The sequence below is a fragment of the Amycolatopsis cynarae genome, assembly GCF_026802195.1.
Classification (GTDB): domain Bacteria; phylum Actinomycetota; class Actinomycetes; order Mycobacteriales; family Pseudonocardiaceae; genus Amycolatopsis_E; species Amycolatopsis_E rhizosphaerae.
This window is the reverse complement of the sequence record NZ_CP113836.1, coordinates 5,481,161-5,499,817: the sequence shown is the minus strand read 5'-3', so window position 1 is coordinate 5,499,817 and position 18,657 is coordinate 5,481,161. Positions and strand designations below refer to the sequence as shown.

Annotated in this window: 26 protein-coding genes; 16 read left to right on the top strand and 10 right to left on the bottom strand. The window is 69.1% G+C overall.

Going from position 1 to position 18,657, the window contains the following annotated elements; translation table 11 throughout:
- Position 1 precedes the first annotated feature (1 nt).
- Positions 2–766 (top strand): ectoine/hydroxyectoine ABC transporter ATP-binding protein EhuA, encoded by a 765-nt coding sequence (gene ehuA / locus ORV05_RS26365; RefSeq protein ID WP_268759904.1) that lies wholly within the window; start codon positions 2–4, stop codon positions 764–766.
- A 54-nt stretch (positions 767–820) separates the two neighbouring features.
- Positions 821–1,591 (top strand): enoyl-CoA hydratase-related protein, encoded by a 771-nt coding sequence (locus ORV05_RS26360; RefSeq protein WP_268754695.1) that lies wholly within the window; start codon positions 821–823, stop codon positions 1,589–1,591.
- 104 nt (positions 1,592–1,695) lie between these two features.
- Here ORV05_RS26360 and ORV05_RS26355 read toward each other — a convergent pair whose 3' ends face one another.
- Positions 1,696–2,223 carry an NUDIX domain-containing protein gene (locus ORV05_RS26355; protein ID WP_268759902.1) on the bottom strand — a complete coding sequence of 176 codons (528 nt, stop codon included), beginning with the start codon at positions 2,221–2,223 and terminating at the stop codon, positions 1,696–1,698.
- Positions 2,224–2,297: 74 nt separating this feature from the next.
- Here ORV05_RS26355 and nucS point away from each other — a divergent pair, with 74 nt between their 5' ends.
- A complete protein-coding gene (nucS, locus tag ORV05_RS26350; RefSeq protein ID WP_268754694.1) occupies positions 2,298–2,957 on the top strand; it encodes an endonuclease NucS in 660 nt (219 codons plus the stop codon).
- Here the strand turns inward: nucS and ORV05_RS26345 are convergent.
- On the bottom strand, positions 2,909–4,243 hold the full coding sequence (locus ORV05_RS26345) for a tyrosine-type recombinase/integrase (protein WP_268754693.1): 1,335 nt from the start codon (positions 4,241–4,243) through the stop codon (positions 2,909–2,911). The two genes, nucS and ORV05_RS26345, sit on opposite strands and share 49 nt — an antisense overlap.
- Positions 4,230–4,766, bottom strand: coding sequence for a helix-turn-helix transcriptional regulator (locus tag ORV05_RS26340; protein WP_268754692.1), 537 nt, complete (start codon positions 4,764–4,766; stop codon positions 4,230–4,232). The genes ORV05_RS26345 and ORV05_RS26340 overlap by 14 nt, the downstream gene beginning before the upstream one ends.
- A 112-nt stretch (positions 4,767–4,878) precedes the next feature.
- Between ORV05_RS26340 and ORV05_RS26335 the strand changes: the two genes are divergently transcribed.
- From ORV05_RS26335 to ORV05_RS26295, 9 genes are all read left to right on the top strand, one after another.
- Entirely contained in the window at positions 4,879–5,085 is a 207-nt protein-coding gene (locus tag ORV05_RS26335; RefSeq protein WP_268754691.1) for a helix-turn-helix transcriptional regulator, read from the top strand.
- Positions 5,082–5,285 (top strand): helix-turn-helix transcriptional regulator, encoded by a 204-nt coding sequence (locus ORV05_RS26330; protein ID WP_268754690.1) that lies wholly within the window; start codon positions 5,082–5,084, stop codon positions 5,283–5,285. Before ORV05_RS26335 ends, ORV05_RS26330 begins: the two co-directional genes overlap by 4 nt.
- On the top strand, positions 5,282–5,497 hold the full coding sequence (locus ORV05_RS26325) for a hypothetical protein (RefSeq protein ID WP_268754689.1): 216 nt from the start codon (positions 5,282–5,284) through the stop codon (positions 5,495–5,497). The genes ORV05_RS26330 and ORV05_RS26325 overlap by 4 nt, the downstream gene beginning before the upstream one ends.
- A complete protein-coding gene (locus tag ORV05_RS26320; RefSeq protein ID WP_268754688.1) occupies positions 5,494–5,841 on the top strand; it encodes a hypothetical protein in 348 nt (115 codons plus the stop codon). The genes ORV05_RS26325 and ORV05_RS26320 overlap by 4 nt, the downstream gene beginning before the upstream one ends.
- Before the next feature lie 160 nt (positions 5,842–6,001).
- The gene (locus tag ORV05_RS26315; RefSeq protein WP_268754687.1) at positions 6,002–7,804 is read left to right on the top strand and encodes a DNA primase family protein; all 1,803 of its coding nucleotides are present in this window, start codon (positions 6,002–6,004) and stop codon (positions 7,802–7,804) included.
- Positions 7,805–7,913: 109 nt separating this feature from the next.
- The gene (locus ORV05_RS26310; protein ID WP_268754686.1) at positions 7,914–8,165 is read left to right on the top strand and encodes a hypothetical protein; all 252 of its coding nucleotides are present in this window, start codon (positions 7,914–7,916) and stop codon (positions 8,163–8,165) included.
- 460 nt (positions 8,166–8,625) lie between these two features.
- The gene (locus ORV05_RS26305) at positions 8,626–9,246 is read left to right on the top strand and encodes a hypothetical protein (protein ID WP_268754685.1); all 621 of its coding nucleotides are present in this window, start codon (positions 8,626–8,628) and stop codon (positions 9,244–9,246) included.
- A complete protein-coding gene (locus ORV05_RS26300; RefSeq protein WP_268754684.1) occupies positions 9,243–9,950 on the top strand; it encodes a hypothetical protein in 708 nt (235 codons plus the stop codon). The genes ORV05_RS26305 and ORV05_RS26300 overlap by 4 nt, the downstream gene beginning before the upstream one ends.
- A 13-nt stretch (positions 9,951–9,963) precedes the next feature.
- Entirely contained in the window at positions 9,964–10,308 is a 345-nt protein-coding gene (locus tag ORV05_RS26295) for a hypothetical protein (RefSeq protein WP_268754683.1), read from the top strand.
- Positions 10,309–10,515: 207 nt separating this feature from the next.
- Here ORV05_RS26295 and ORV05_RS26290 read toward each other — a convergent pair whose 3' ends face one another.
- Positions 10,516–10,737 carry a hypothetical protein gene (locus ORV05_RS26290; RefSeq protein WP_268754682.1) on the bottom strand — a complete coding sequence of 74 codons (222 nt, stop codon included), beginning with the start codon at positions 10,735–10,737 and terminating at the stop codon, positions 10,516–10,518.
- A 121-nt stretch (positions 10,738–10,858) separates the two neighbouring features.
- Between ORV05_RS26290 and ORV05_RS26285 the strand changes: the two genes are divergently transcribed.
- Positions 10,859–11,110 carry a GntR family transcriptional regulator gene (locus ORV05_RS26285; RefSeq protein WP_268754681.1) on the top strand — a complete coding sequence of 84 codons (252 nt, stop codon included), beginning with the start codon at positions 10,859–10,861 and terminating at the stop codon, positions 11,108–11,110.
- Positions 11,111–11,165: 55 nt separating this feature from the next.
- On the opposite strand, the gene ORV05_RS26280 is transcribed toward ORV05_RS26285, so the two are convergent.
- From ORV05_RS26280 to ORV05_RS26255, 6 genes are all read right to left on the bottom strand, one after another.
- Positions 11,166–11,444, bottom strand: coding sequence for a hypothetical protein (locus ORV05_RS26280; RefSeq protein WP_268754680.1), 279 nt, complete (start codon positions 11,442–11,444; stop codon positions 11,166–11,168).
- A gap of 261 nt (positions 11,445–11,705) precedes the next feature.
- A complete protein-coding gene (locus tag ORV05_RS26275) occupies positions 11,706–13,808 on the bottom strand; it encodes a cell division protein FtsK (RefSeq protein WP_268754679.1) in 2,103 nt (700 codons plus the stop codon).
- Positions 13,805–14,740, bottom strand: coding sequence for a DUF2637 domain-containing protein (locus ORV05_RS26270; protein WP_268754678.1), 936 nt, complete (start codon positions 14,738–14,740; stop codon positions 13,805–13,807). Before ORV05_RS26270 ends, ORV05_RS26275 begins: the two co-directional genes overlap by 4 nt.
- Positions 14,737–14,943 carry a hypothetical protein gene (locus ORV05_RS26265; protein ID WP_268754677.1) on the bottom strand — a complete coding sequence of 69 codons (207 nt, stop codon included), beginning with the start codon at positions 14,941–14,943 and terminating at the stop codon, positions 14,737–14,739. Before ORV05_RS26265 ends, ORV05_RS26270 begins: the two co-directional genes overlap by 4 nt.
- On the bottom strand, positions 14,940–15,161 hold the full coding sequence (locus ORV05_RS26260) for a hypothetical protein (protein ID WP_268754676.1): 222 nt from the start codon (positions 15,159–15,161) through the stop codon (positions 14,940–14,942). The genes ORV05_RS26265 and ORV05_RS26260 overlap by 4 nt, the downstream gene beginning before the upstream one ends.
- Positions 15,158–15,565 (bottom strand): DUF6907 domain-containing protein, encoded by a 408-nt coding sequence (locus ORV05_RS26255; RefSeq protein WP_268754675.1) that lies wholly within the window; start codon positions 15,563–15,565, stop codon positions 15,158–15,160. The genes ORV05_RS26260 and ORV05_RS26255 overlap by 4 nt, the downstream gene beginning before the upstream one ends.
- 281 nt (positions 15,566–15,846) lie before the next feature.
- On the opposite strand from ORV05_RS26255, the gene ORV05_RS26250 reads away from it, so the two are divergent.
- The 3 genes from ORV05_RS26250 (at position 15,847) to ORV05_RS26240 (ending at position 18,657) form a co-directional block, all read left to right on the top strand.
- The gene (locus ORV05_RS26250; protein ID WP_268754674.1) at positions 15,847–16,278 is read left to right on the top strand and encodes a hypothetical protein; all 432 of its coding nucleotides are present in this window, start codon (positions 15,847–15,849) and stop codon (positions 16,276–16,278) included.
- Positions 16,279–16,669: 391 nt separating this feature from the next.
- Positions 16,670–18,370 carry a sodium:solute symporter family protein gene (locus ORV05_RS26245; protein WP_268754673.1) on the top strand — a complete coding sequence of 567 codons (1,701 nt, stop codon included), beginning with the start codon at positions 16,670–16,672 and terminating at the stop codon, positions 18,368–18,370.
- A gap of 29 nt (positions 18,371–18,399) precedes the next feature.
- Entirely contained in the window at positions 18,400–18,657 is a 258-nt protein-coding gene (locus tag ORV05_RS26240; RefSeq protein WP_268754672.1) for a hypothetical protein, read from the top strand.

The following is an 18,657-nucleotide window of genomic DNA, read 5'->3' as shown; positions in this document are numbered from 1 at the left end:
AATGATCCGCTTCGAGTCGGTCGTGAAGAAGTACGGCGACCACGTCGTGTTGCGGGACCTGGACTTCACCGTCGCGCCGGGGGAGTTCGTCACCCTGATCGGGCCCAGCGGTTCGGGCAAGACCACCATCCTGCGCCTGCTGATGACCCTGGAGAGGATCGACGCGGGCCGGATCTACGTCGGCGGCGAATGCCTGACCCACGTGCGCCACGACGGCAAGTGGGTGCCGGCCGGAGAGAAGTACCTGCGCCAGAAGCGCAAGCGGATCGGCATGGTGTTCCAGCAGTTCAACCTGTTCCCGAACATGAGCGTGCTGCGCAACCTCACCGAGGCGCCGATCCGCGCACTGGGCCTGTCCAAGGGCGAGGCCGAGGCTCGCGCGGTCGACCTGCTGGAGATGGTCGGCCTGAGCGACAAGGCGAACGCGCATCCGAGCACACTCTCCGGCGGGCAGCAGCAGCGCGTGGCGATCGCGCGGGCGCTGGCGATGCGGCCGGAGGTGCTGCTGCTGGACGAGGTGACCTCGGCACTGGACCCGGAACTGGTGGCGGGCGTGCTCAAGCTGCTCAAGGACATCGCCGCCACCACCGACATCACGTTCCTGTGCGTCACGCACGAGATGCAGTTCGCCCGGGACGTCTCCGACCGCGTGATGATGTTCGACCAGGGCCGGGTGATCGAGCAGGCGCCGCCGGACGAGCTGTTCACCGCGCCGTCCCACCCGCGCACCCGGGAGTTCCTGCGCGCGGTCGTGGACCGGGCCTGAGCGCGGCCGCCGCCGCCCTTCCGGCAACCGGGCCGGCGAACTACGGTTCGGGGTATGGGCGAGTACGAACACATCCTCCTCAAGCGCGAGGGTGACACGGTCACCATCACCATGAACCGGGCTTCGCGGCGCAACTCCCTGTCCGCGGACCACCTCGCGGAGCTGCTCGCGGCGTTCCGCGAGGCGGGGGAGACGGATGCGACGGGCATCGTGCTGGCCGGTGCCGGGCCGGTGTTCTCGGCCGGGCACGACTTCGGCGACGTGGCCGCGCGGGACTTCGACGGCGTCCGGGAACTGCTGCGGTTGTGCACCGAGCTGATGCGCACCATCGAGGCCGTGCCCCAGGTGGTGATCGCCCGGGTGCACGGGCTGGCCACCGCGGCGGGCTGCCAGCTGGTCGCCTCGTGCGACCTCGCGGTGGCCGCCGAGTCGGCCGGGTTCGCGCTTCCCGGCGGGAAGGGCGGCTGGTTCTGCCACACCCCGGCGGTGCCGGTGGCGCGGGCGGTCGGGCGCAAGCGCCTGATGGAACTGGCCCTCACCGGCGACCCGATCGACGCCGCCACCGCGCTGGACTGGGGGCTGGTCAACCGCGTGGTGCCGGATGCCGAACTCGACGACGCCGTGGCCGAACTGCTGGGCCGGGCCACGCGGGGCAGCCGCGCGAGCAAGGCGCTGGGCAAGCAGACGCTGTACGCCCAGCTCGACCGCCCGGAGGCCGACGCCTACGCCCTCGCCGTCGAGGTGATGGCCGCCGCCTCGCAGACCCCGGACGCCAAGGAGGGGATGGCCGCCTTCCTCGAAAAGCGCAAGCCGCACTGGTCCTGAAGCCGTGCGACGGCCGTGAAGGGTCCCTTCATGGGACTGAGGCGGGTGAGTCCCACTGTGAGGCCGGGAACGGGCGCTGTGAGGGGTCCCCTCACGGGACCGCCTCAGCGTTCGTGGAAGAGGAGGAGCAGGTAGGCCGCGATCGACTGGGCGTCGGTGATTTCGCCGCGTGTGACGAGTTTTTCGAACTCGGCTCGGGTGAACCAGCCGGTGCGCATGTCCTGCTCCTCGTGCTCGCGCTCGTGCGGGCCCGGCACCAGTTCGGTCGCGAGGAACACCCGTCCGCGCTGACTGGACAGGCCGGGCGCGACGTCGAGCTGCCCGAGGTCGGTGAGGCGGCCCGCGATCAGTCCCGTCTCCTCCCGGAGCTCGCGCGCGGCGAGTTCGGCGGGTTCCGGCGACTCTGGCCCCGGCGCGGTGCCCTGCGGGAACTCCCAGCGGCGCAGGCCCAGCGGGTACCGGTACTGCTCGACCAGGTGCAGGCGGTCGCCGTCGGCCGGGATCACCAGCGCGTAGTCGGGTTTGTCGACCACGCCGTAGATGCCGCGGGAGCCGTCGGGACGGCGGATGTCGTCCTCGCGCACGGTCATCCACGCGTTGCCGTACACCTGCCGCGAGCTCAGCTGACGTATGGGATCCACCCCGACAGTCTGCCGAACCGGCGGGCAGCTGCCCGGGCGGTGGCGCCATCTTCTACCCTCTGCGGGTGCGTCTCGTGATCGCTCGCTGCCAGGTCGACTACGCCGGCCGGTTGACCGCCCATCTGCCGATGGCCACCCGGCTGCTGCTCATCAAGGCCGACGGCTCGGTGTCCATCCACTCCGACGACCGCGCCTACAAGCCGCTGAACTGGATGAGCCCGCCGTGCTGGCTGATCGAGGACGGCGACATCTGGACGGTGCAGAACAAGGCCGGCGAGAAGCTGGTGATCAGCATCGAAGAGCGGCTCGACGAGGTGAAGCACGAGCTGGGCGCCGAACCCGGGCTGGTCAAGGACGGCGTCGAGGCGCATCTGCAGAAGTTGCTCGCCGAGCACATCACCACCCTCGGGGAGGGCTACACGCTCGTCCGCCGCGAGTACCCGACGGCGATCGGCCCGGTGGACATCCTGTGCCGGGACGCCGACGGGGCCACGGTGGCCGTGGAGATCAAGCGGCGCGGCGAGATCGACGGCGTCGAGCAGCTGACCCGCTATCTGGAGCTGCTCAACCGCGACCCGCTGCTGTCCCCGGTCCAGGGGGTGTTCGCCGCGCAGCTGATCAAACCGCAGGCCCGCACGCTCGCCGAGGATCGCGGCATCCGCTGCGTCACCCTGGACTACGACGCGCTGCGCGGCGCCGAGTCCGACGAGTTCCGGCTGTTCTGACCATCCATGCTGGTCACACCCCCTTCCGCCATGGCCCGGGGCACACCCGGGGCACCTGGGACTCCCAACACCGCGTCAATGGCGGCGCGGGTACGGGTCTCGGAGGTCGGCAACAAGTGCGCGTAGTAGTTGAGCGTCACCGTGGCCGAGTGGTGCCCCAGGTACTCGGACACCGCCTTGATGTTCTCGCCCGCATCGAGCAGAACCGAGGCGTAGTAGTGCCGTAGCGCGTGCATCCCGTTCTCCCGGCTGGACGGCATGCCGACCCGCTGTTGAGCCGGTTTCCACACGTTTTGGTTGAAGTGGTTGCGGTTGCACGCCGCAGACTCGCGCGTCGTCACAGCGAGCTTGACTGTGGTGGGCTTGCCGTCCGCCTCGCGCCACGGCAACGTCACTTCCTTCGCCGGATGTGCCGCCAGGTAGGCCGCCAGTTCATCGCGCACGGTTGCGGGCAGCGGCACCTCGCGTTCCTTACCGCCCTTCGGGGGTGCGAACACCAGCCGGGCGCCGACGATCTTCACCTGACGCCGCACCTTCACCCAGCCGCGGAGCCAGTCCACGTCATCCGGGGAGAGGCCGAACAGTTCACCTTGTCGCAGTCCGAGACCGGCCGCCAGGGGGACGAACACGCGGTACTGCTCGGGCAGCTCGGAATGCATCCCTGAGACCCACTCACGCGACCACGGAACGATCTTCCGTCCCTGCGCGCTGGGGGCGTTGACGCTCGATGCGCGTGCGGGGTTCTTCCCGATCAACTCGTCCTGGACGGCGGAGTTGAGGATCGCGGACACGTGGGCGAACACCACTCCACGAGTCGACGCGGCGAGCGGGGTACCGGCCGAGGTCCTGACATCGGCGACCTGGCGCAACCAGGTCTGGACCCCGCCCGGCTTGATAGCGCGCAGTTGGGTCTTCCACAGCGCGTAGGGCTCGACGTAGCGGCGCAGCCGGTTGCCGATCTCCTGCCGCGTCAGTGGGTCGGTGGTCTGGTCCGCCAGCCACCGCGTGGCATAGGCCCCGAAGGTCTCCTCCCCGGCCCGGACATCGATGTAGGTCCCGCGCAGCTTGTCGGCCTCAACGATCGACTTGTGAGCCTCGGCCTGGTCCTGCGTCCGGAACGACATCTTCCGCGGCGTGCCGTCCGGCTCGCGCCAGCGGACCAGCCAGCGCAGGCCCTTGCCGTACCGGTCGGAGCGCTCCTTCTTCGGCTTGCCGGCCGCAGTGAGCACCACGTGTCCGTTCTCGTCGCGGACGGTGCGCATCCACCGGTCCTCAACGCTCGCCATCGTCGCCCTCCTGCTGGGCCTTGATCTGTTCGAGCTGGGCGAGGACTCGTCGGAGCGTCTCTTCGTGCGCCTCAACGCGCTTGGTCAACTCGGGGTTTTCCTCAGGTGAGCGCGCCATGTACCCCGGTCGTTTGGCGGCGTATGTCGCGATTCGGGTGCCCCACTTTCCCGGGTGCTCGTCTTCGCTGGTCTCGACGGGTACCGGCGTAACGCCAACGATCCACCGGTACACCCGTTCAGTCCGCGCCGACACCTTCGGCGTAATGGGGTAGTTGGCATCTGGGTCATCGGGCAGCAGCAGAACCAGGGGTGGAACATCCAACACCCAGCCCAGCGCGAGTAGCTCAGCCACGGATACGGACGCCCGCCGCCCGTTTTCCAACTTGGTGACGGTGCCGCGGTTCCACTCAACACCGACCTTGGTCATCTCGTCGGCGAGCCGTTGAGCATTCCATCCGCGAGCGTCCCGCAGCGCACGCACCCGTTTCGCGATGTGCTCGGTCGGGGCCTCTACCTGATCCATGTCAGTCACCGTAGCTCACTGGTCTAAAAAAGACCAGAGGGACCGTAATTGACCATATGAACCCGGGCGGTTATCGTGGCGACCAAGGACCAAACGGTCTATGGAGGTTCAGATGGTCGATGCACGACCTCTCGCGGGTATCGCCGAGATCGCCGAACATCTCGGTATCCCGCCGTCAACGATCTACGACCAGCGCTATAGGGGCACGGGCGTCGGCGCTCTCGCCATCAAGGTGGGGAAACACCTGCGCTGGCGTTGGAAGGACATTGATGCGTGGCTTGACCAGCAAGCGAGCCAGTCAGCCGGGGGTGCGGCATGAAGAACACCACCCCCACCGCTCGGCTCATGAGCCGCAAGGAAGTCGCCGAGGACATCGGCGTCTCACCCGCCACGCTCGCGCAGTGGGCCTATCAAGGCCGTGGCCCGAAGTACATCCGGGTCGGGAAGTTCGCGAAGTACCGCTGGTCAGACGTCGAGTCGTGGCTGCACCAGCAGGAGACCGGGGGCGAGGCCGCGTGAGCATGCCCCGCAATAGGCGAGACCGGAGCGCACCACACGCTCCGGCCTCCAAGATCGACAGCTCACCAACCGCGACCAGCGCCGATCGTACCGCCCGCCGTGCCCGCACGCTGCGCGCCTGCGGCCAGACCTGGCAGCACTTCCGTGCCCTCGGCCTGACCAGCGAGACAGTGCGCGACGAACTGCGCCGCATCCTCCGGGAGGCGGAGTGAACGAGCCGACCAAGCCCTTGACGCGCGCTGAGGCCATCGAGTTGTACATCTCGGCCGCCCCGCTGTGCTCGTCCCCGCACGTCGCGGACCTGCTGATGATGCTGGTCGGCGAGTACCTGGGGTGGCTCGACCGCGCCGAGTTCCGGGAGACCTCCAGCGCCATCTCCGCCGCCATCGACTGGCGCCACGAGGCCAGCGTGCCCAGCTACCGGGAGCTCGAGCGCCGCCGCAACGCCTACAGCACCCCGGCCCGGACGCCGGAGCAGATCAAGGCGGCCGCCGACTACAGCTGGCGTCGGGTGGAGCGCGAGATCGCCGAACAGCATCGGGGAGCGGCAGCGTGACCGCCCTGTCCATCCACCCGCACCTTGCCGCCGGCCCCGACCTCGACGTCCGGTGCGAGCGGTGCCGCCGACAGCCGCCGGCCCGGGTCTCCGTCGCGCGCGGCCTCGGCCCGGCCTGCCGACGCCACATCGAAACCACCGAACCGACCAGGAGGGCAGCGTGAGCGAGAACAAGGGCGAGGTGTTCCCGTCGCCCCAGCAGCCACTCACGGTGGCCCGCAGGCTGATCGACGCATGGCAGGAGGACGGTGTCCTGACCCTCCGGCACTGGCGCGGGCAGTGGATGCGGTGGCAAGGCACGCACTGGGCTGAGGTCGAGGACCTGGCGGTGCGCGCCGTGCTGTACCGCCGTCTGGAGAACGCCCTCTTCGTCATCGAGAAGGACGGCGAGTCGACCAAGCGGCCCTGGTCGCCCACCAAGCGCAAGATCGCTGACGTGCTCGACGCCATGGGTGCGGTGATGCTGCTGCCCAACACGGTCGACGCCCCTGAATGGATCGACCGTCGCAAGGCCCCCGCCGGGGACAGCACGCTGGTGGCGTGCCTGAACGGGCTGTTGCAGGTCGCGGAGCGGAAGTTGCTCGACCTGACCCCGGCGTTCTTCAACCTGGTGTCGGTGCCCTTCGACTACGACCCCGCGGCCCCGCGCCCCGAGCGATGGCTGCGCTTCCTGGACGAACTGTGGCCCGACGATCAGGCCGCGGTCGAGGCGTTGCAGGAGTTCTTCGGCTACGTCGTCTCCGGGCGCACCGACCTGCACAAGATCCTGCTCATCGTCGGCCCCACTCGCTCCGGCAAGGGCACCATCGCGCGGGTCCTCAGCGAACTCGTCGGCAAGGGCAACATGGCCGGCCCCACCCTGGCCAGCCTCGCCAGCAACTTCGGGTTGCAGCCCCTGCTCGGGAAGCCGCTGGCGATCATCTCGGATGCCCGCCTCGGCGGCCGGGACACTCAGCAGGTTGTCGAACGGCTCCTGACCATCTCCGGCGAAGACACGATCGACATCGACCTGAAGTACCGGCAGCCCTGGACCGGGCGCCTGCCCACCCGCATCGTGATCCTGTCGAACGAGCTGCCCAACTTTGGCGACGCCTCCGGCGCCATCGCCCACCGGTTCATCGTGCTCCCCATGCAGGTGTCGTGGCTGGGCAAGGAGGACCCCGGCCTGACCCAGAAACTCACCGCGGAGATGCCGGGGATCTTGAACTGGGCCTTGGACGGCTTGGAACGCCTCAGCGCTCAAGGCCGCTTCACTGAACCTGAGTCGTCCAAGGACGCGGTGCTGACGATGCAGGACAACGCCTCCCCAACGTCCGCATTCGTCCGTGAGCGATGCGAGGTCGGCGCGGGCCATGAGGTCACGGTCGATGAGCTGTACCAGGAGTGGAAGGACTGGTGCGAGGACAGCGGCCGGGAGCGACCGGGCAACAAGCAGGCGTTCGGCCGCAACCTCGGTGCCGTGGTACCCCAGGTGCGCCGCGCCCGGCCCCGCGGCGACGGCGGGAAGCAGGTCCCGACTTATCGCGGTATCCGACTCAAGCGTGGCACCGGTGATGAAGGTAAGACCCACAATGGAAATGTCGCGACTCAGTGCGACTCACGCGACTCAGGGCAGCGCGGGGACCCCGCCGTGAGCGGCGTGAGTCGCGATGAGTCGCGACCCAACCCATTGTGGTCCTCACATTCAGAGGAGACCGGCGACACCGCCACCGTGGCCACACATGACCGTGACCACAGCGAGCCGCCGAACGGCTGCAACAGTTGCGCCCGGCCGATGTCGCTCACCCAAGCTGCGGACGGGGCGTGGCTCTGCCAGGACTGCGCACGCGACCACGACACCACCGTCGTCCCCATCGCCCAGCGGCCCCCGTACCCGTGCGAAGAGTGCGGGGGAGTCGTCTTCAGCCCCGTCGGCGGGCGCCTGCACACGGCGTGTGAGAAGAAGCGGAAGGCGGCGTCATGAGCGAGGACCGCAAGGAAGGCCGGCGGCGCCCGGTGACCTCATGGGCCGTCCGGTCAGTCGATCACCCTCGACCCATCGAAGCCCTCGACCCATCGACCGGGGTTCCACGGTGACCCCGGAGGAGATCGCCCGGGGCGATGCCCTGGCGGCCAGGGCGCTGATCGCGGCCGTCCTCGGCGACCAGGCGGCGCAGTTGACGGCGTTGCACGAGTTGCGGGACGCGGTGGAGATCTGGGACTTCGTCGATGCCGTGACGGCGCTGGCGCGGGATCTCCTGGCCGAGTTGGCGGTGTCGGATGCGGCGGTGACGTTGATGCGGCGCCGGTTGCTGCTGGCGGCGTTGCGGGAGGTCGAGCGGTGAGCGTGTTCGTCACGGGAGCGGAGTGCGCGGTCCTTTACACCGGCGAGGACACGGTGTGGGTCGCTCGCGTGCTGTGCGCGCAGGTCCGGGCGGAGGAACGGTCGCACGGCTACGTGTCCCCTCGGCGGCGGGCGCTGGCGGAGGCTGCGCTCCGCGCCGCGGAGGGCTACGCGGCGGAACGACGGCGCGCGCTGGCTGAGCTGGGGAAACACGACGGTTCCGGTACGACACGGTTCCGGGGTGGGCGTTTCGAGTCAGACTCGCCGTCGTCAGAGGAAACGTGGCTTCCCTTGTCCGAGGCAGCGCAGAGGATGCGGATCTCTACGGGCTACGCGCGAAGACTGGCTCGCACGGGGTGCATCACTGCACGGCGGGTCGGTAGAGGTGCGGGTGCGTGGGAGATCGCAGCATCAGACGCTGCGACGTGGGTGCCGAAACGAGTCGCCTGAAGGAGGCGGACATGGTTGCGTTGCGGGAGATCCCCCCGGAGTACCGAAAGACCGCAGAGCGGATCCCGAGCGACGTGCTCGGGCAACTGTCGGCGCTGGATGCGACAGCGCGGTGTGTATCTGCGCACCGCTGGCACGGCGTGTTTCTGCGCAACCCCGATCCGGTCAGCGCGCGGGGAGCGGCGGCGCTGGAGGACCGTGTGCTCACCGCGTCGGTGGAGACCAAGAAGGACTTGTGGGCGAAGAGCGCCGCGACGTCCGATCCCGTGCTGCGGGCGGGCTACAGCCAGCTGGCGCAGGAGCGAACGGAGCCGTCGGCCGAGGACATCGAGGCAGCGCGGCGAGTGCTGGCGCAGTACTCCGCCCAGCAGGTGCAGACAACGGTGGTTCGCCCGCGGCCGGCGCGGGCGGGGGCGTTGACCCGCACGCCGAAGGCGGCTGAGATCCAGCGCGAGATCACTCGCGCCGTCAAGGCCGCAACGGCACCGCTGGACGCCAGAGCTCGGGAGCTTGAGCGGGAGATCACCGCAAAGCGGCGCCAGATCGCTGCTGCGGCGGCGCAGGAACCGGCGCCCGTGCTGAAGAAGGACGCGCCGACGATGCTGTACAAGGCCGAAGGGGGTGCCCGGTGACGACCACTGAAGCCACCCCGGAGGCCCGGATCGAGCAGCGGTCGGCACAGTTGGCCCGCATCGACGCGCGCTGTGAGGAGATCTCGCAGGCGTTGGGCGCGCTGGAGGAGCACTTCACCGCGGCAATCGCGGCGGGGGAGAGCACCACCGACCTGTCGGGACAGCGGCGGGAACTGCTCGACGAGGCCGCCGATCTGGACCGGGCCACGGTCGAGGTGCGCCGCCACCTCGACGCCGCGCAGGCCGAGATCACCGAGCGGGAGACCCGCGCCCGCCTGGCCGAGGTCCGCGCCCAGCTCGACGAGCACACCGCCCAAGCGCACACCCGGGCCGAGACCCTCGGCGAACGGCTGGAGGGGCTCGTAGCGGCCCTGGTCGACGCGGCCCGTGCCGCGGTCGAGGCGGTGGCCGAGGTCGACGAGGACGAACGGGAAGTTGCCCGCCTGCTGGGCCTGGAACAGTCCCTCGCCGAGCAGGTGGGGGAGCAGCCCCGGCAGCGTCTCCCGGAGCCGCGCGTCACCGGCTACTCGTTCGGTCAGCCGATCCTCGAACAGGACGGCTACCGCACCGGCATCCCGGAGCGGGTCGTCGCTGAGCCCCGGGTGCTCGCGTTGTCCCGGAAGGGACCGACCGAAGCGTTGCAGGCGCTCGCCGAGGCCGCTGAACGACACCTGCCCACCATCCACCACCTGCACTTCACCTGAGGAGCAACACGTCATGAGCAGCATTCACCACACCGCCCACACCCTCGGCCGCGGTTTCCGCATCGAGTCTCTGCCCGGCCGCCTGGTCCTCGACCGTGATCCCCGCACCGGGCAGTCACACACCCTCACTCGTGCCGGGCAGCTCGCCGTCCTCGACACGGTGAACGGCTACATCGACAGCCTCGACGCCGAGCAGATCGCCCGGATCGAACTGCTCGCCCACCATCCCGACAGCGCCTTGGTGCACGTCGACGCCCACGGCGCGAAGGTCGCGACCGTGCCGCACGATGAGGAACGGCTCGCCGCCGCCCTGGCCGAGGTACTCAAGGCGCCCGGCATGACCGAGGTCGCGCCGTAACCCGGCAGACGATGAAGGCCCCGCGCCGTGCTGGTGCGGGGCCTTTTCGTTGTTTGCGGACGGTCACAATTCCGGTCACGGAACGTCGTTTTTCGGCTCGTTTCGGTGGCGAGTGGCCCCGCATGTGCCCCAGGAAGGCGGAAAACATGCCCTGACCAGCGGTGGCACTCAGAACGAGTACTTCTGAGATCCCTGAACGCGCCCCAGTCAGAGGGTGGGGGTGTCGCTCACGGGCCGGTCGATCCGGTCGGCGGCCGTGGTGAGCCGGGTGCCGAGTTCGGCGAGGATCGACCCGAGTTCGCGGAGCTCGTCGGCGGGGAGCTGCCCGTGGTCCTGCTGGTGTTGGAGGATGCGTTGCACCGCTCGCCCGAGGCCGGTGTTGACCGTGGCCAGGTGGCCGAGCAGTTCGAACTCTTCGCGCGTCGTCATCGTTGGGTGCTCCGGCATGGCCGTCATAGCTGGTCAGAATACGGAGCACTGCAACGCACTGCATAGCACTGCGACGCTTTCGGATGGTTTGCGCAGGTCAGGGGGCGGTTACGTTCCCGCCGTGACCAAGGTGGCAGCGTTCGAGCCGGACCCGGACAGCCCGGTCTACGTCTATGCCCAGGTCGCGGAGCATGTGGCCGCGAGGATCGCCGCGGGCGAGCTGCCGCCCGGTGCGCGCCTGCCCAACGAGCGGGACATGGCCGCCGAGTACGGGGTATCGGTGGCGACGGTGCGCCGTGCCGTCGCCGAGTTGCGTGATCGGGGCGTGGTGCAGACGGTGCCGGTCAAGGGCACGTTCGTCACCAAGCGCTAGCGGACAGCGAAAGGCCCCCGACCTGCGAGAGGTCGAGGGCCTTCGGTTCACGCGGTCAGCGACACACCCATTCGCTGCTGCCGCCATCCGCCCGGTTGGCTGCGTCCCACAGCGCGTCCGGGTTGTAGGGCGTGTTACTGGGCTTGATGGTGTCGTCGAGGGACTTGGAGAGCTTCTTGGCCTCGACAGGGCCGTGCTTGGCGACGAACGCCTCCGCGTCCCGCCGCTGCTTCGCGACCACCCGGTCGTTCGCGGCCTTCCGCTGCGCCCGGTTCTGCTCCTGCTCCTGCGCCCACACCTGCGCCGGCTCCGGCTTCTTGCTGAACCAACCCATGATCTCGTTCCCTTCTCTCGGTGTTTGGTGCTTGTTGCTCGTTGTCGGTATTCCGCTACTTCTTCTCGATCCAGCCAGCGCGGAGAAGCTCCTCGGCCTCCTCGTCGCTGTCCACGGTCACCACCACGTCGTCACCGTCGATCTCCATACCCATCCCGATCACCCCCTTTCGGGCGCTGACGTTGCAGGGGTCAATGGGCAGCCCTAGGCCCTAGTTCGCAGGTCAGAGGGCCTGAGAGGGCCCTAGGGCTGCCCCTAGGTCTAGGACCGGGTGGCCCTAGTGATCGCGTCCAGGACGTAGCCCTGACGGTTGGCGCCCTTGCCCTCGGCGGTGGTGCCCCACACCTGCCCGGAGGTGATCCCGTAGGGCTTGAGCGCCGCGGCGAGCTGCTCCGGGGTCCACCCGGTGTAGACCTCCGGGCGGTAGCCGGTGAGGCGTTCGAGGATCGTCGTGGTCCACAGCTTCGGTTCGTCGCCGAACACGGCGGCCACGTCCTCGGCGACGTTGACGACGATCTGCGCTTCGCCGATGGCGTGGCCGGTGAGGGTGCCGGCCTGCTCGCGCAGCAGCCGCGCCCGCTTGACCACCTTCTCGGCCGCGGGCCCGTCCACCCCGTAGGTGCGCCCGATGACCGGGTCGTCGACGACGCCCGCGAGGTAGCCGATGCCCTTGTCGCTGGCGGTGAACGTGGTCGCCCTGATCCCCGCTTTGTAGCTGGAGGTGCCGAGCACCATGTCGTTTTCGAGCTGCCCCATCACCCGCAGGCAGAACCGGATACCGACGTTCGCGGACACCCCGGTGGGCAGGGACTTCGCGTCCGGTCGCTGGGTGGCCAGGACGAGGATGATGCCCAGGGCGGGGCCGCGCTTGATGATCCCTTCGGTGAGCTTCTCGGCCTCCTCCCGATACTCCTTGTCGGAGTAGATCTCCTGGCACTCGTCGATCATCGCGAGCACGATCCCCAGGCCGAGGCGCGGGTCACGGGAGAGGTCGGGGGTGACCTTGTTCTCGGGGCAGGCCGCGGGGTTCTCCTTGGCGATGCGGGTGATGGTGGCGGCGCGGGTCTCCAACTGCTGGTAGAGGTCCCGCAGGCTGGCCATGGTCGCTTCCTTGGCGTCGACCCCGGCCCCGGAGGCGTAGTGGTGCGCCACCGGCTCACACATGCCCAGATCGCCGGTGCCCTTGAGCTCGAACAACCGCAGTTGCACGTAGGGGTCGAGCGCGGCGGCGAGCACGACCAGGCGCAGCGCGAAGGTCTTGCCCATGCGGGGCATCGCGCCGATGAGCATGTTCCAGAACACCAGGTCAATGCCCACGGGCCGCATCCGCTGGTCGATCATGAACGGCACCGGCTTGAAGATGTCGACCTTGCCCGCGCGCAGCAGCGGCCACTCCGGGGCCTTGGCCTTGTTCATGGGCACGTCCCCGACCCACACCACCAGCCGCCCGGGGTGCTCGTCGCTGGCCGGTTCGGGCCACACGCACCCCAGCGGGCGGCGCAAACCGGCGGCGAGCCGGTCCCGGCGCTCGATCACGTCGGTGGCGGTCATCCCGAAGGGAAGGTCGACCTCGGCCCGCCACCCGGGCCCGTCCCGCTGGATCGGCGCGGGGAACTCGATGCGCGCACCCTTCGCGGTCATCGCAGCCAGGCCGAGCGACCGCAAACCACGCTCCACCATCTCGGAGGTGAGCCGCACGTAGCGCTCCACCACCACCGCCCGGGACGCGATCGGCTTGTCCTTCGGCGCCCCGGCGAGCCCGAGGGCCACCACGGCGCCAGCAGCCGCCAGGTAGGCCACCAGGGGCACCAGCAGCCCCGCCAGGACCCCGCCAGTAGCCACCAGGCCCACCAGGACGGCCGCCATCGTGGCGCGGCGGCGCACCAGCGCCCGGCCCTCGGCCCGCACCCGCAGGTGCGTGTCCGGGTCGCTGCCCTTCGCCACCTGGCGGCGCATGGCGTGCCCTTCGGCGTCGAGGACCCACCGGGCGCCAGCGGCCACCAGGCGCGCCAGCCCGACCGGGCACCACGCCAGCACCTTCCCCCCGTACAGGGGCAGCCGGATCATGTGGAAGGCGACGACGTGCCCGGCGTGGCCGGCCGCGAACACCACCACCTCGCGCACACCCTCGGCGGAGGTGGCCCATTCCGGCACCAGCGGACGGCGTTCGATGCGCCGCACCCGCAACTCGATCGGTGCCCGTCCGGCGGGCTGGTCGACCTGCTGGCCGGTGTGTTCGACCAGCTCACCGCCGCTGCCCTTGGCCACGTCACGGCCGGGCCGGAACACGTCCGGCTCCCCGTCGTGGTCGAGGTCAACCAGCTCGCCCTCGACCTCCGCGCGCTCGATCGGTTCCAGGCTCATCGGTGCTCACCCCCGACCGCGTACAGGGTCGGCGGGGACATCTCGGCGACCTGGCGCAGCACCTGGCGCGCCTGGTGCTCGTTGATGCCCAGCGCCGCGGCGATGGTGCCCCGGCCCACTTTGCGGCCCTCGGCCTCGCCCTCGGCCACCAGACGCGCCGCCCGCAACACCAGGTGCTCGAACGGCTCCTGGTGCTCCTCCTGGCGTGCCTGGTGCTCCTCCTGGTGCTCGGTAACCGTTTCCGCTGGCGGGGTTGAGTCCTCGCCAAGCGCGACCGGTTCCGCGCCAGGCTGGTCCGTACCCACAGCCTGGGTAGGAACCTCCTCGACGCCAGAGGCACCAGCATCGCCAGGCGCCGTCATTCCGCCTTCCGGGCGGAGAGTCGCAGCGCCGGTCTCGAACTGAGTTCCTGCGAGGAACCCAGTGGGCGACTGCTGGACATCGTGTCCACCACTGCCCTCCCCAAGAGGGGAGAGTCGGCTCCCGACCGGTTCCGCGTCCAGGGTTCCGCCTTCTGGACGGAAACCAGGGGTACTCAGATCCTGAGTACCCTTCGCGGCCAGGGCCGCCAGGTGCGCCACCGCGCCCAGCACCAGCGGCGGCACGCTGGCCACCGCCACCACCGTCCACCACGGTGGCCGGATGTCGTTTCCCGCCAGGAAGTGATCGGCGGCGTTGCCCGCCACTGACAGGGCGATCATGCCCAGCGCGAGGATGCGGGCGAACCTCCGCGCCTTCTCCGGCCCCTCGCCGGTCAGCCACACGCGGGTGGCGGCCAGCGCGGCCGCGTCAACGCACACGGGCAGCAGCCACGCCAGCTCACCCGGAGTGCCGCAGGCGATGGCCAGGTTCCGCAGCGACGCGAACGACAGCACCGCCGCCGCCAGCGCCACCGCCGCCAACCCGGCCCACGTGATCCACGGGCGCGTCATCGGGCCACCCCCTCGGCACAGCGCGGGGCCCCGGCCTGGCGGGTGGCGTAGCGGTCCGTAGCGCGCAACCCGGCCTCCAGGCCGAGCACCAGCAGCACGAACGGCAGGCGCACCAGGTGCAACACCAGGAACGCCAGCAACGCCAGGACGAAGCGCAGGAGCGCGGGCGCACCGTAGGCGCGCAACACCTCGAACAGGCTCATCGGGCACCCCCGGGCTGCTCGGCGAGGGTCTGCCCGTACTTCCCGCCGCTCCAGGCGTAGAGGGCAGAGATCGCGAGCCGGTAAGCGCGGGCCTCGGCCATCCAGTGGTCGGCGACCACGGGGTACCGCTTCGCGGCCTCGATCGCGTCGTCCCGGAGCTCGGTGAGGCGAGCCTCGAAACCTACGACTTCCTCGTGGGACATGCGTGCGGCGTTCACCGGGCCACCTCCGGGGTGGCGAGCTTCGCGGCGATGGTCAGCGCCCGCGCCAGCTCCAGCGCCTCGGCCGGGGTCAGGGTGAACTCCCGGGTGCCCTGGTCGCCGACGATCACCCGCGGCTCGATCTCCCGGTGGTGCTGCATCAGGAACACCTCGACCACGGCAGCCTCGGCCGTCACCGCGCCGGCGGCGCCGTGCGAGATCTCCGGCGCCTCCAGCGTCAGCGGCATCTCGGCCGACCAGGTGGAGAAGTGGTTGCGGTCCACGGGGGCCGCGTCGTCGGTGTGCTCCGCGGAGCACCACACCGGGCAGGGAAGCGTCTGCCAGTACGGCCGGCGCTTCGGGGCGATCTCCAGGACCGCGGGCGACTGCGCAGCCGCAGCGGTGCCGATAGTGTTCGTCACGGGTCAGACCTCCATCGTCTGATCAAGGCCCCGGCCGGCGGTTGCGTCGTCGCGCCGGGGTCGTCTTGTCTCTGGGGCTCACTGGGGGCACAACAGATGCCAAACCACCGTGATCAATCGAGATTCACGGAGAGTGACTTTTTCTTGCGTGCCAACAGGTTCTGCGCTTACGCGCAGGTCACCGAAAGATGGAGATCAGAACCGGCTGTTCTGACGGCGTGACGGCCGGTTCGCCGTGATCGGCGCCCCGGCTTACGGTGGTGGCGGACGAAAGGACGCCGATGATCGCCGTCGTCACGCAGTTCGCGTTCCTCATCCTCGCGCTGGCCACGGTGGCCTCGGTGGTCTTCGCCGTCTACACCTATCGCCGCAACGGCCAGGCACAGCTCCAGTTGTCGGCTCTTGGGCTCCTCCAGCACTACCTCGACCTCGCGGTCGAGCATCCCGATCTGGCCAGCCCCGGTGACGACCGGCCGGTCGACGCCCGCTACGCCTGGTTCGCCGTCCACGCACTGAACACGGCGCAGACCCTCTGGCTGCTGGCTGGGCAGGAGCCGGACTGGCAGCGTGCGATCAACGCGATCATCCGGCAGCACCGGCCGTTCCTGCTCTCGGGCGCGTTCGCCGGCGACGACTTCAACCCCGCGTTCGTCGCCTTCCTGCGCAGGCAGATCCCGGGCGTCAGGTCCGTCGGGGACCCTGAACAGCACTGAGAAGCACCGAAAAGCACCGAAAAGCACTGAACAGCACTGAGAAGCACCGAAAAGCACCGAAAAGCACTGAACAGCACTGAGAAGCACCAGGGAGCATCTCGTCCGGGTTGCCGTGTTGGTGCACGTTCGGTTCCGGTTGGCTGCTTCTTCGGGCATTCGCGCCGGGGCGAGGGCGCTTTCAGCGAGGTTTGCCTCCTTCAGGTGGGGGGTATCTCACCACGTCGAGTTGCCCGCGGTCACTCCTCGCGGTTGGCTGGTCACCATCTTGATCTCAAGTCGGTCAAGGCGCACCGGCGTCATTCCACTGGGGGATACCAGGTAGTAATGTGCGCTCGTCAGCTGAATCCTGGTGTTTCTTGTTGAATGGTGTTTGACCCGTGGAGGTGCACCGGTGCATGTCCTAGCCGCAGCGAACCTGCGACTTGATGCGAAGGCAATCGACTACGTCCTGCTCGCCTTCTACTTCGTGCTGGTGCTCGGCATCGGCTACCTGGCCCGCAGACAGGTCTCGACCAGCCTCGACTTCTTCCTGTCCGGGCGGTCCCTGCCCGCCTGGGTCACCGGGCTCGCCTTCATCTCCGCGAACCTCGGCGCCATCGAGGTCATGGGCATGTCGGCCAACGGCGCCGAGTACGGCCTGCCGACCGCGCACTACTTCTGGATCGGCGCGATCCCCGCGATGCTGTTCCTCGGGGTCGTGATGATGCCGTTCTACTACGGGTCCAAGGTCCGGAGCGTGCCGGAGTTCATGCGCCGCCGCTTCGGCAACGCGGCGCACCTGGTCAACGGCGTCAGCTTCGCACTGGCCCAGATCCTCATCGCGGGCGCGAACCTGTACCTGCTCGCCAGCGTGGTGAACCTGCTGCTGGGCTGGCCGATCTGGGTGTCGGTGATCGTCGCCGCGGTGATCGTGCTGACCTACACCGCACTCGGCGGCCTGTCCGCCGCGATCTACAACGAGGTGCTGCAGTTCTTCGTGATCGTGGCCGCGCTGGTGCCGCTGACCGTGGTCGGCCTGTACAAGGTGGGCGGCTGGAGCGGCCTGGTCGACAAGGTCACCCACGGCCCCGGCGGCGCCGAACAGCTGCACTCGTGGCCCGGCAGCCAGCTCACCGGGTTCACCAGCAACTTCCTGTCGGTGCTCGGCCTGGTCTTCGGGCTCGGGTTCGTGCTTTCCTTCGGCTACTGGACCACGAACTTCGTCGAGGTGCAGCGCGCGATGGCGTCGAAGAGCATGTCCGCCGCGCGCCGGACACCGATCATCGGCTCCTTCCCGAAGATGTTCATCCCGTTCATCGTGATCATCCCCGGCATGATCGCCGCGGTCACCGTGACCGAGTTGACGGGCAGCAACAAGGAAGCGCTGATGGCGGGCCACAGCGCGCCCAGCGGTGCGACCTTCAACGACGCGTTGCTGCTGCTCATGCGGGACCTGCTGCCCAACGGCATGCTGGGCATCGCGATCGCCGGGCTGCTCGCGTCGTTCATGGCCGGGATGGCGGCGAACCTCAGCTCCTTCAACACCGTGTTCACCTACGACATCTGGCAGAGCTACGTCAAGAAGGACAAGCCGGACCAGTACTACCTGAACTTCGGCCGCGGGGTCACCGCGGGTGCGACGATCCTGGCGATCGGCACCGCGTTCATCGCCTCCACGTACTCGAACCTGATGGACTACCTGCAGACCCTGTTCTCGTTCTTCAACGCGCCGCTGTTCGCCACGTTCATCCTCGGCATGTTCTGGAAGCGCATGACCGCGGCGGCGGGGGTGTGGGGCCTGGTGGTCGGCACGGCATCGGCGATCACCGTGTTCGTGATGAGCAAGACGGGCGTGTTCACGCTGCCAGGGCAGGGCACGAGTTTCCTCGCCGCGATCGTGGCCTTCGTGGTGGACATCGCGGTCAGCGTCGCGGTCACCTACGTCACCAAGCCCAAGCCCGAGGCGGAACTGGCCGGCCTGGTCTACTCCTTGACCGCCAAGGAGTCCCGGCAGCACGCGGCCACCGGTGAAGACGCGGGCTGGTACCGCAAGCCGGTGCTGCTCGCCGGGATCGCGCTGGCCCTCACCATCCTGCTGAACATCGCCTTCTGAAGGATTCTTTCGAGAGGAGGAGGGAAGTCATGGCAAGCGAACCCACCCGGACCCATCGCGCCGGCTTCGACATCCGTCTGATCGTCGCGTTGCTGACCGGCGTCTACGGACTGGTCCTGACCATCATGGGCGCCGCCTTCACCGGCGAGGCCCAGATCGCGAAGGCCGCGGGGGTGAACATCAACCTGTGGGCCGGTATCGGCCTGCTCATCTTCACCGCGCTGATGGGGCTGTGGGCCGTGCTGCGGCCGATCCGGGTGCCGGTGGAGCGGCCCTCCGGCGAATAA

Coding starts and splice junctions, on each gene's coding strand:
- ORV05_RS26340 (WP_268754692.1), bottom strand. CDS start 4,766: ATGGATCAGGTAGAGGCCCCGACCGAGCACATCGCGAAACGGGTGCGT.
- ORV05_RS26345 (WP_268754693.1), bottom strand. CDS start 4,243: ATGGCGAGCGTTGAGGACCGGTGGATGCGCACCGTCCGCGACGAGAAC.
- ehuA (WP_268759904.1), top strand. CDS start 2: ATGATCCGCTTCGAGTCGGTCGTGAAGAAGTACGGCGACCACGTCGTG.
- ORV05_RS26335 (WP_268754691.1), top strand. CDS start 4,879: ATGGTCGATGCACGACCTCTCGCGGGTATCGCCGAGATCGCCGAACAT.
- ORV05_RS26280 (WP_268754680.1), bottom strand. CDS start 11,444: ATGGGTTGGTTCAGCAAGAAGCCGGAGCCGGCGCAGGTGTGGGCGCAG.
- ORV05_RS26265 (WP_268754677.1), bottom strand. CDS start 14,943: ATGAGCCTGTTCGAGGTGTTGCGCGCCTACGGTGCGCCCGCGCTCCTG.
- ORV05_RS26250 (WP_268754674.1), top strand. CDS start 15,847: ATGATCGCCGTCGTCACGCAGTTCGCGTTCCTCATCCTCGCGCTGGCC.
- ORV05_RS26240 (WP_268754672.1), top strand. CDS start 18,400: ATGGCAAGCGAACCCACCCGGACCCATCGCGCCGGCTTCGACATCCGT.
- ORV05_RS26275 (WP_268754679.1), bottom strand. CDS start 13,808: ATGAGCCTGGAACCGATCGAGCGCGCGGAGGTCGAGGGCGAGCTGGTT.
- ORV05_RS26330 (WP_268754690.1), top strand. CDS start 5,082: ATGAAGAACACCACCCCCACCGCTCGGCTCATGAGCCGCAAGGAAGTC.
- ORV05_RS26295 (WP_268754683.1), top strand. CDS start 9,964: ATGAGCAGCATTCACCACACCGCCCACACCCTCGGCCGCGGTTTCCGC.
- ORV05_RS26290 (WP_268754682.1), bottom strand. CDS start 10,737: ATGACGACGCGCGAAGAGTTCGAACTGCTCGGCCACCTGGCCACGGTC.
- ORV05_RS26360 (WP_268754695.1), top strand. CDS start 821: ATGGGCGAGTACGAACACATCCTCCTCAAGCGCGAGGGTGACACGGTC.
- ORV05_RS26270 (WP_268754678.1), bottom strand. CDS start 14,740: ATGACGCGCCCGTGGATCACGTGGGCCGGGTTGGCGGCGGTGGCGCTG.
- ORV05_RS26305 (WP_268754685.1), top strand. CDS start 8,626: ATGGTTGCGTTGCGGGAGATCCCCCCGGAGTACCGAAAGACCGCAGAG.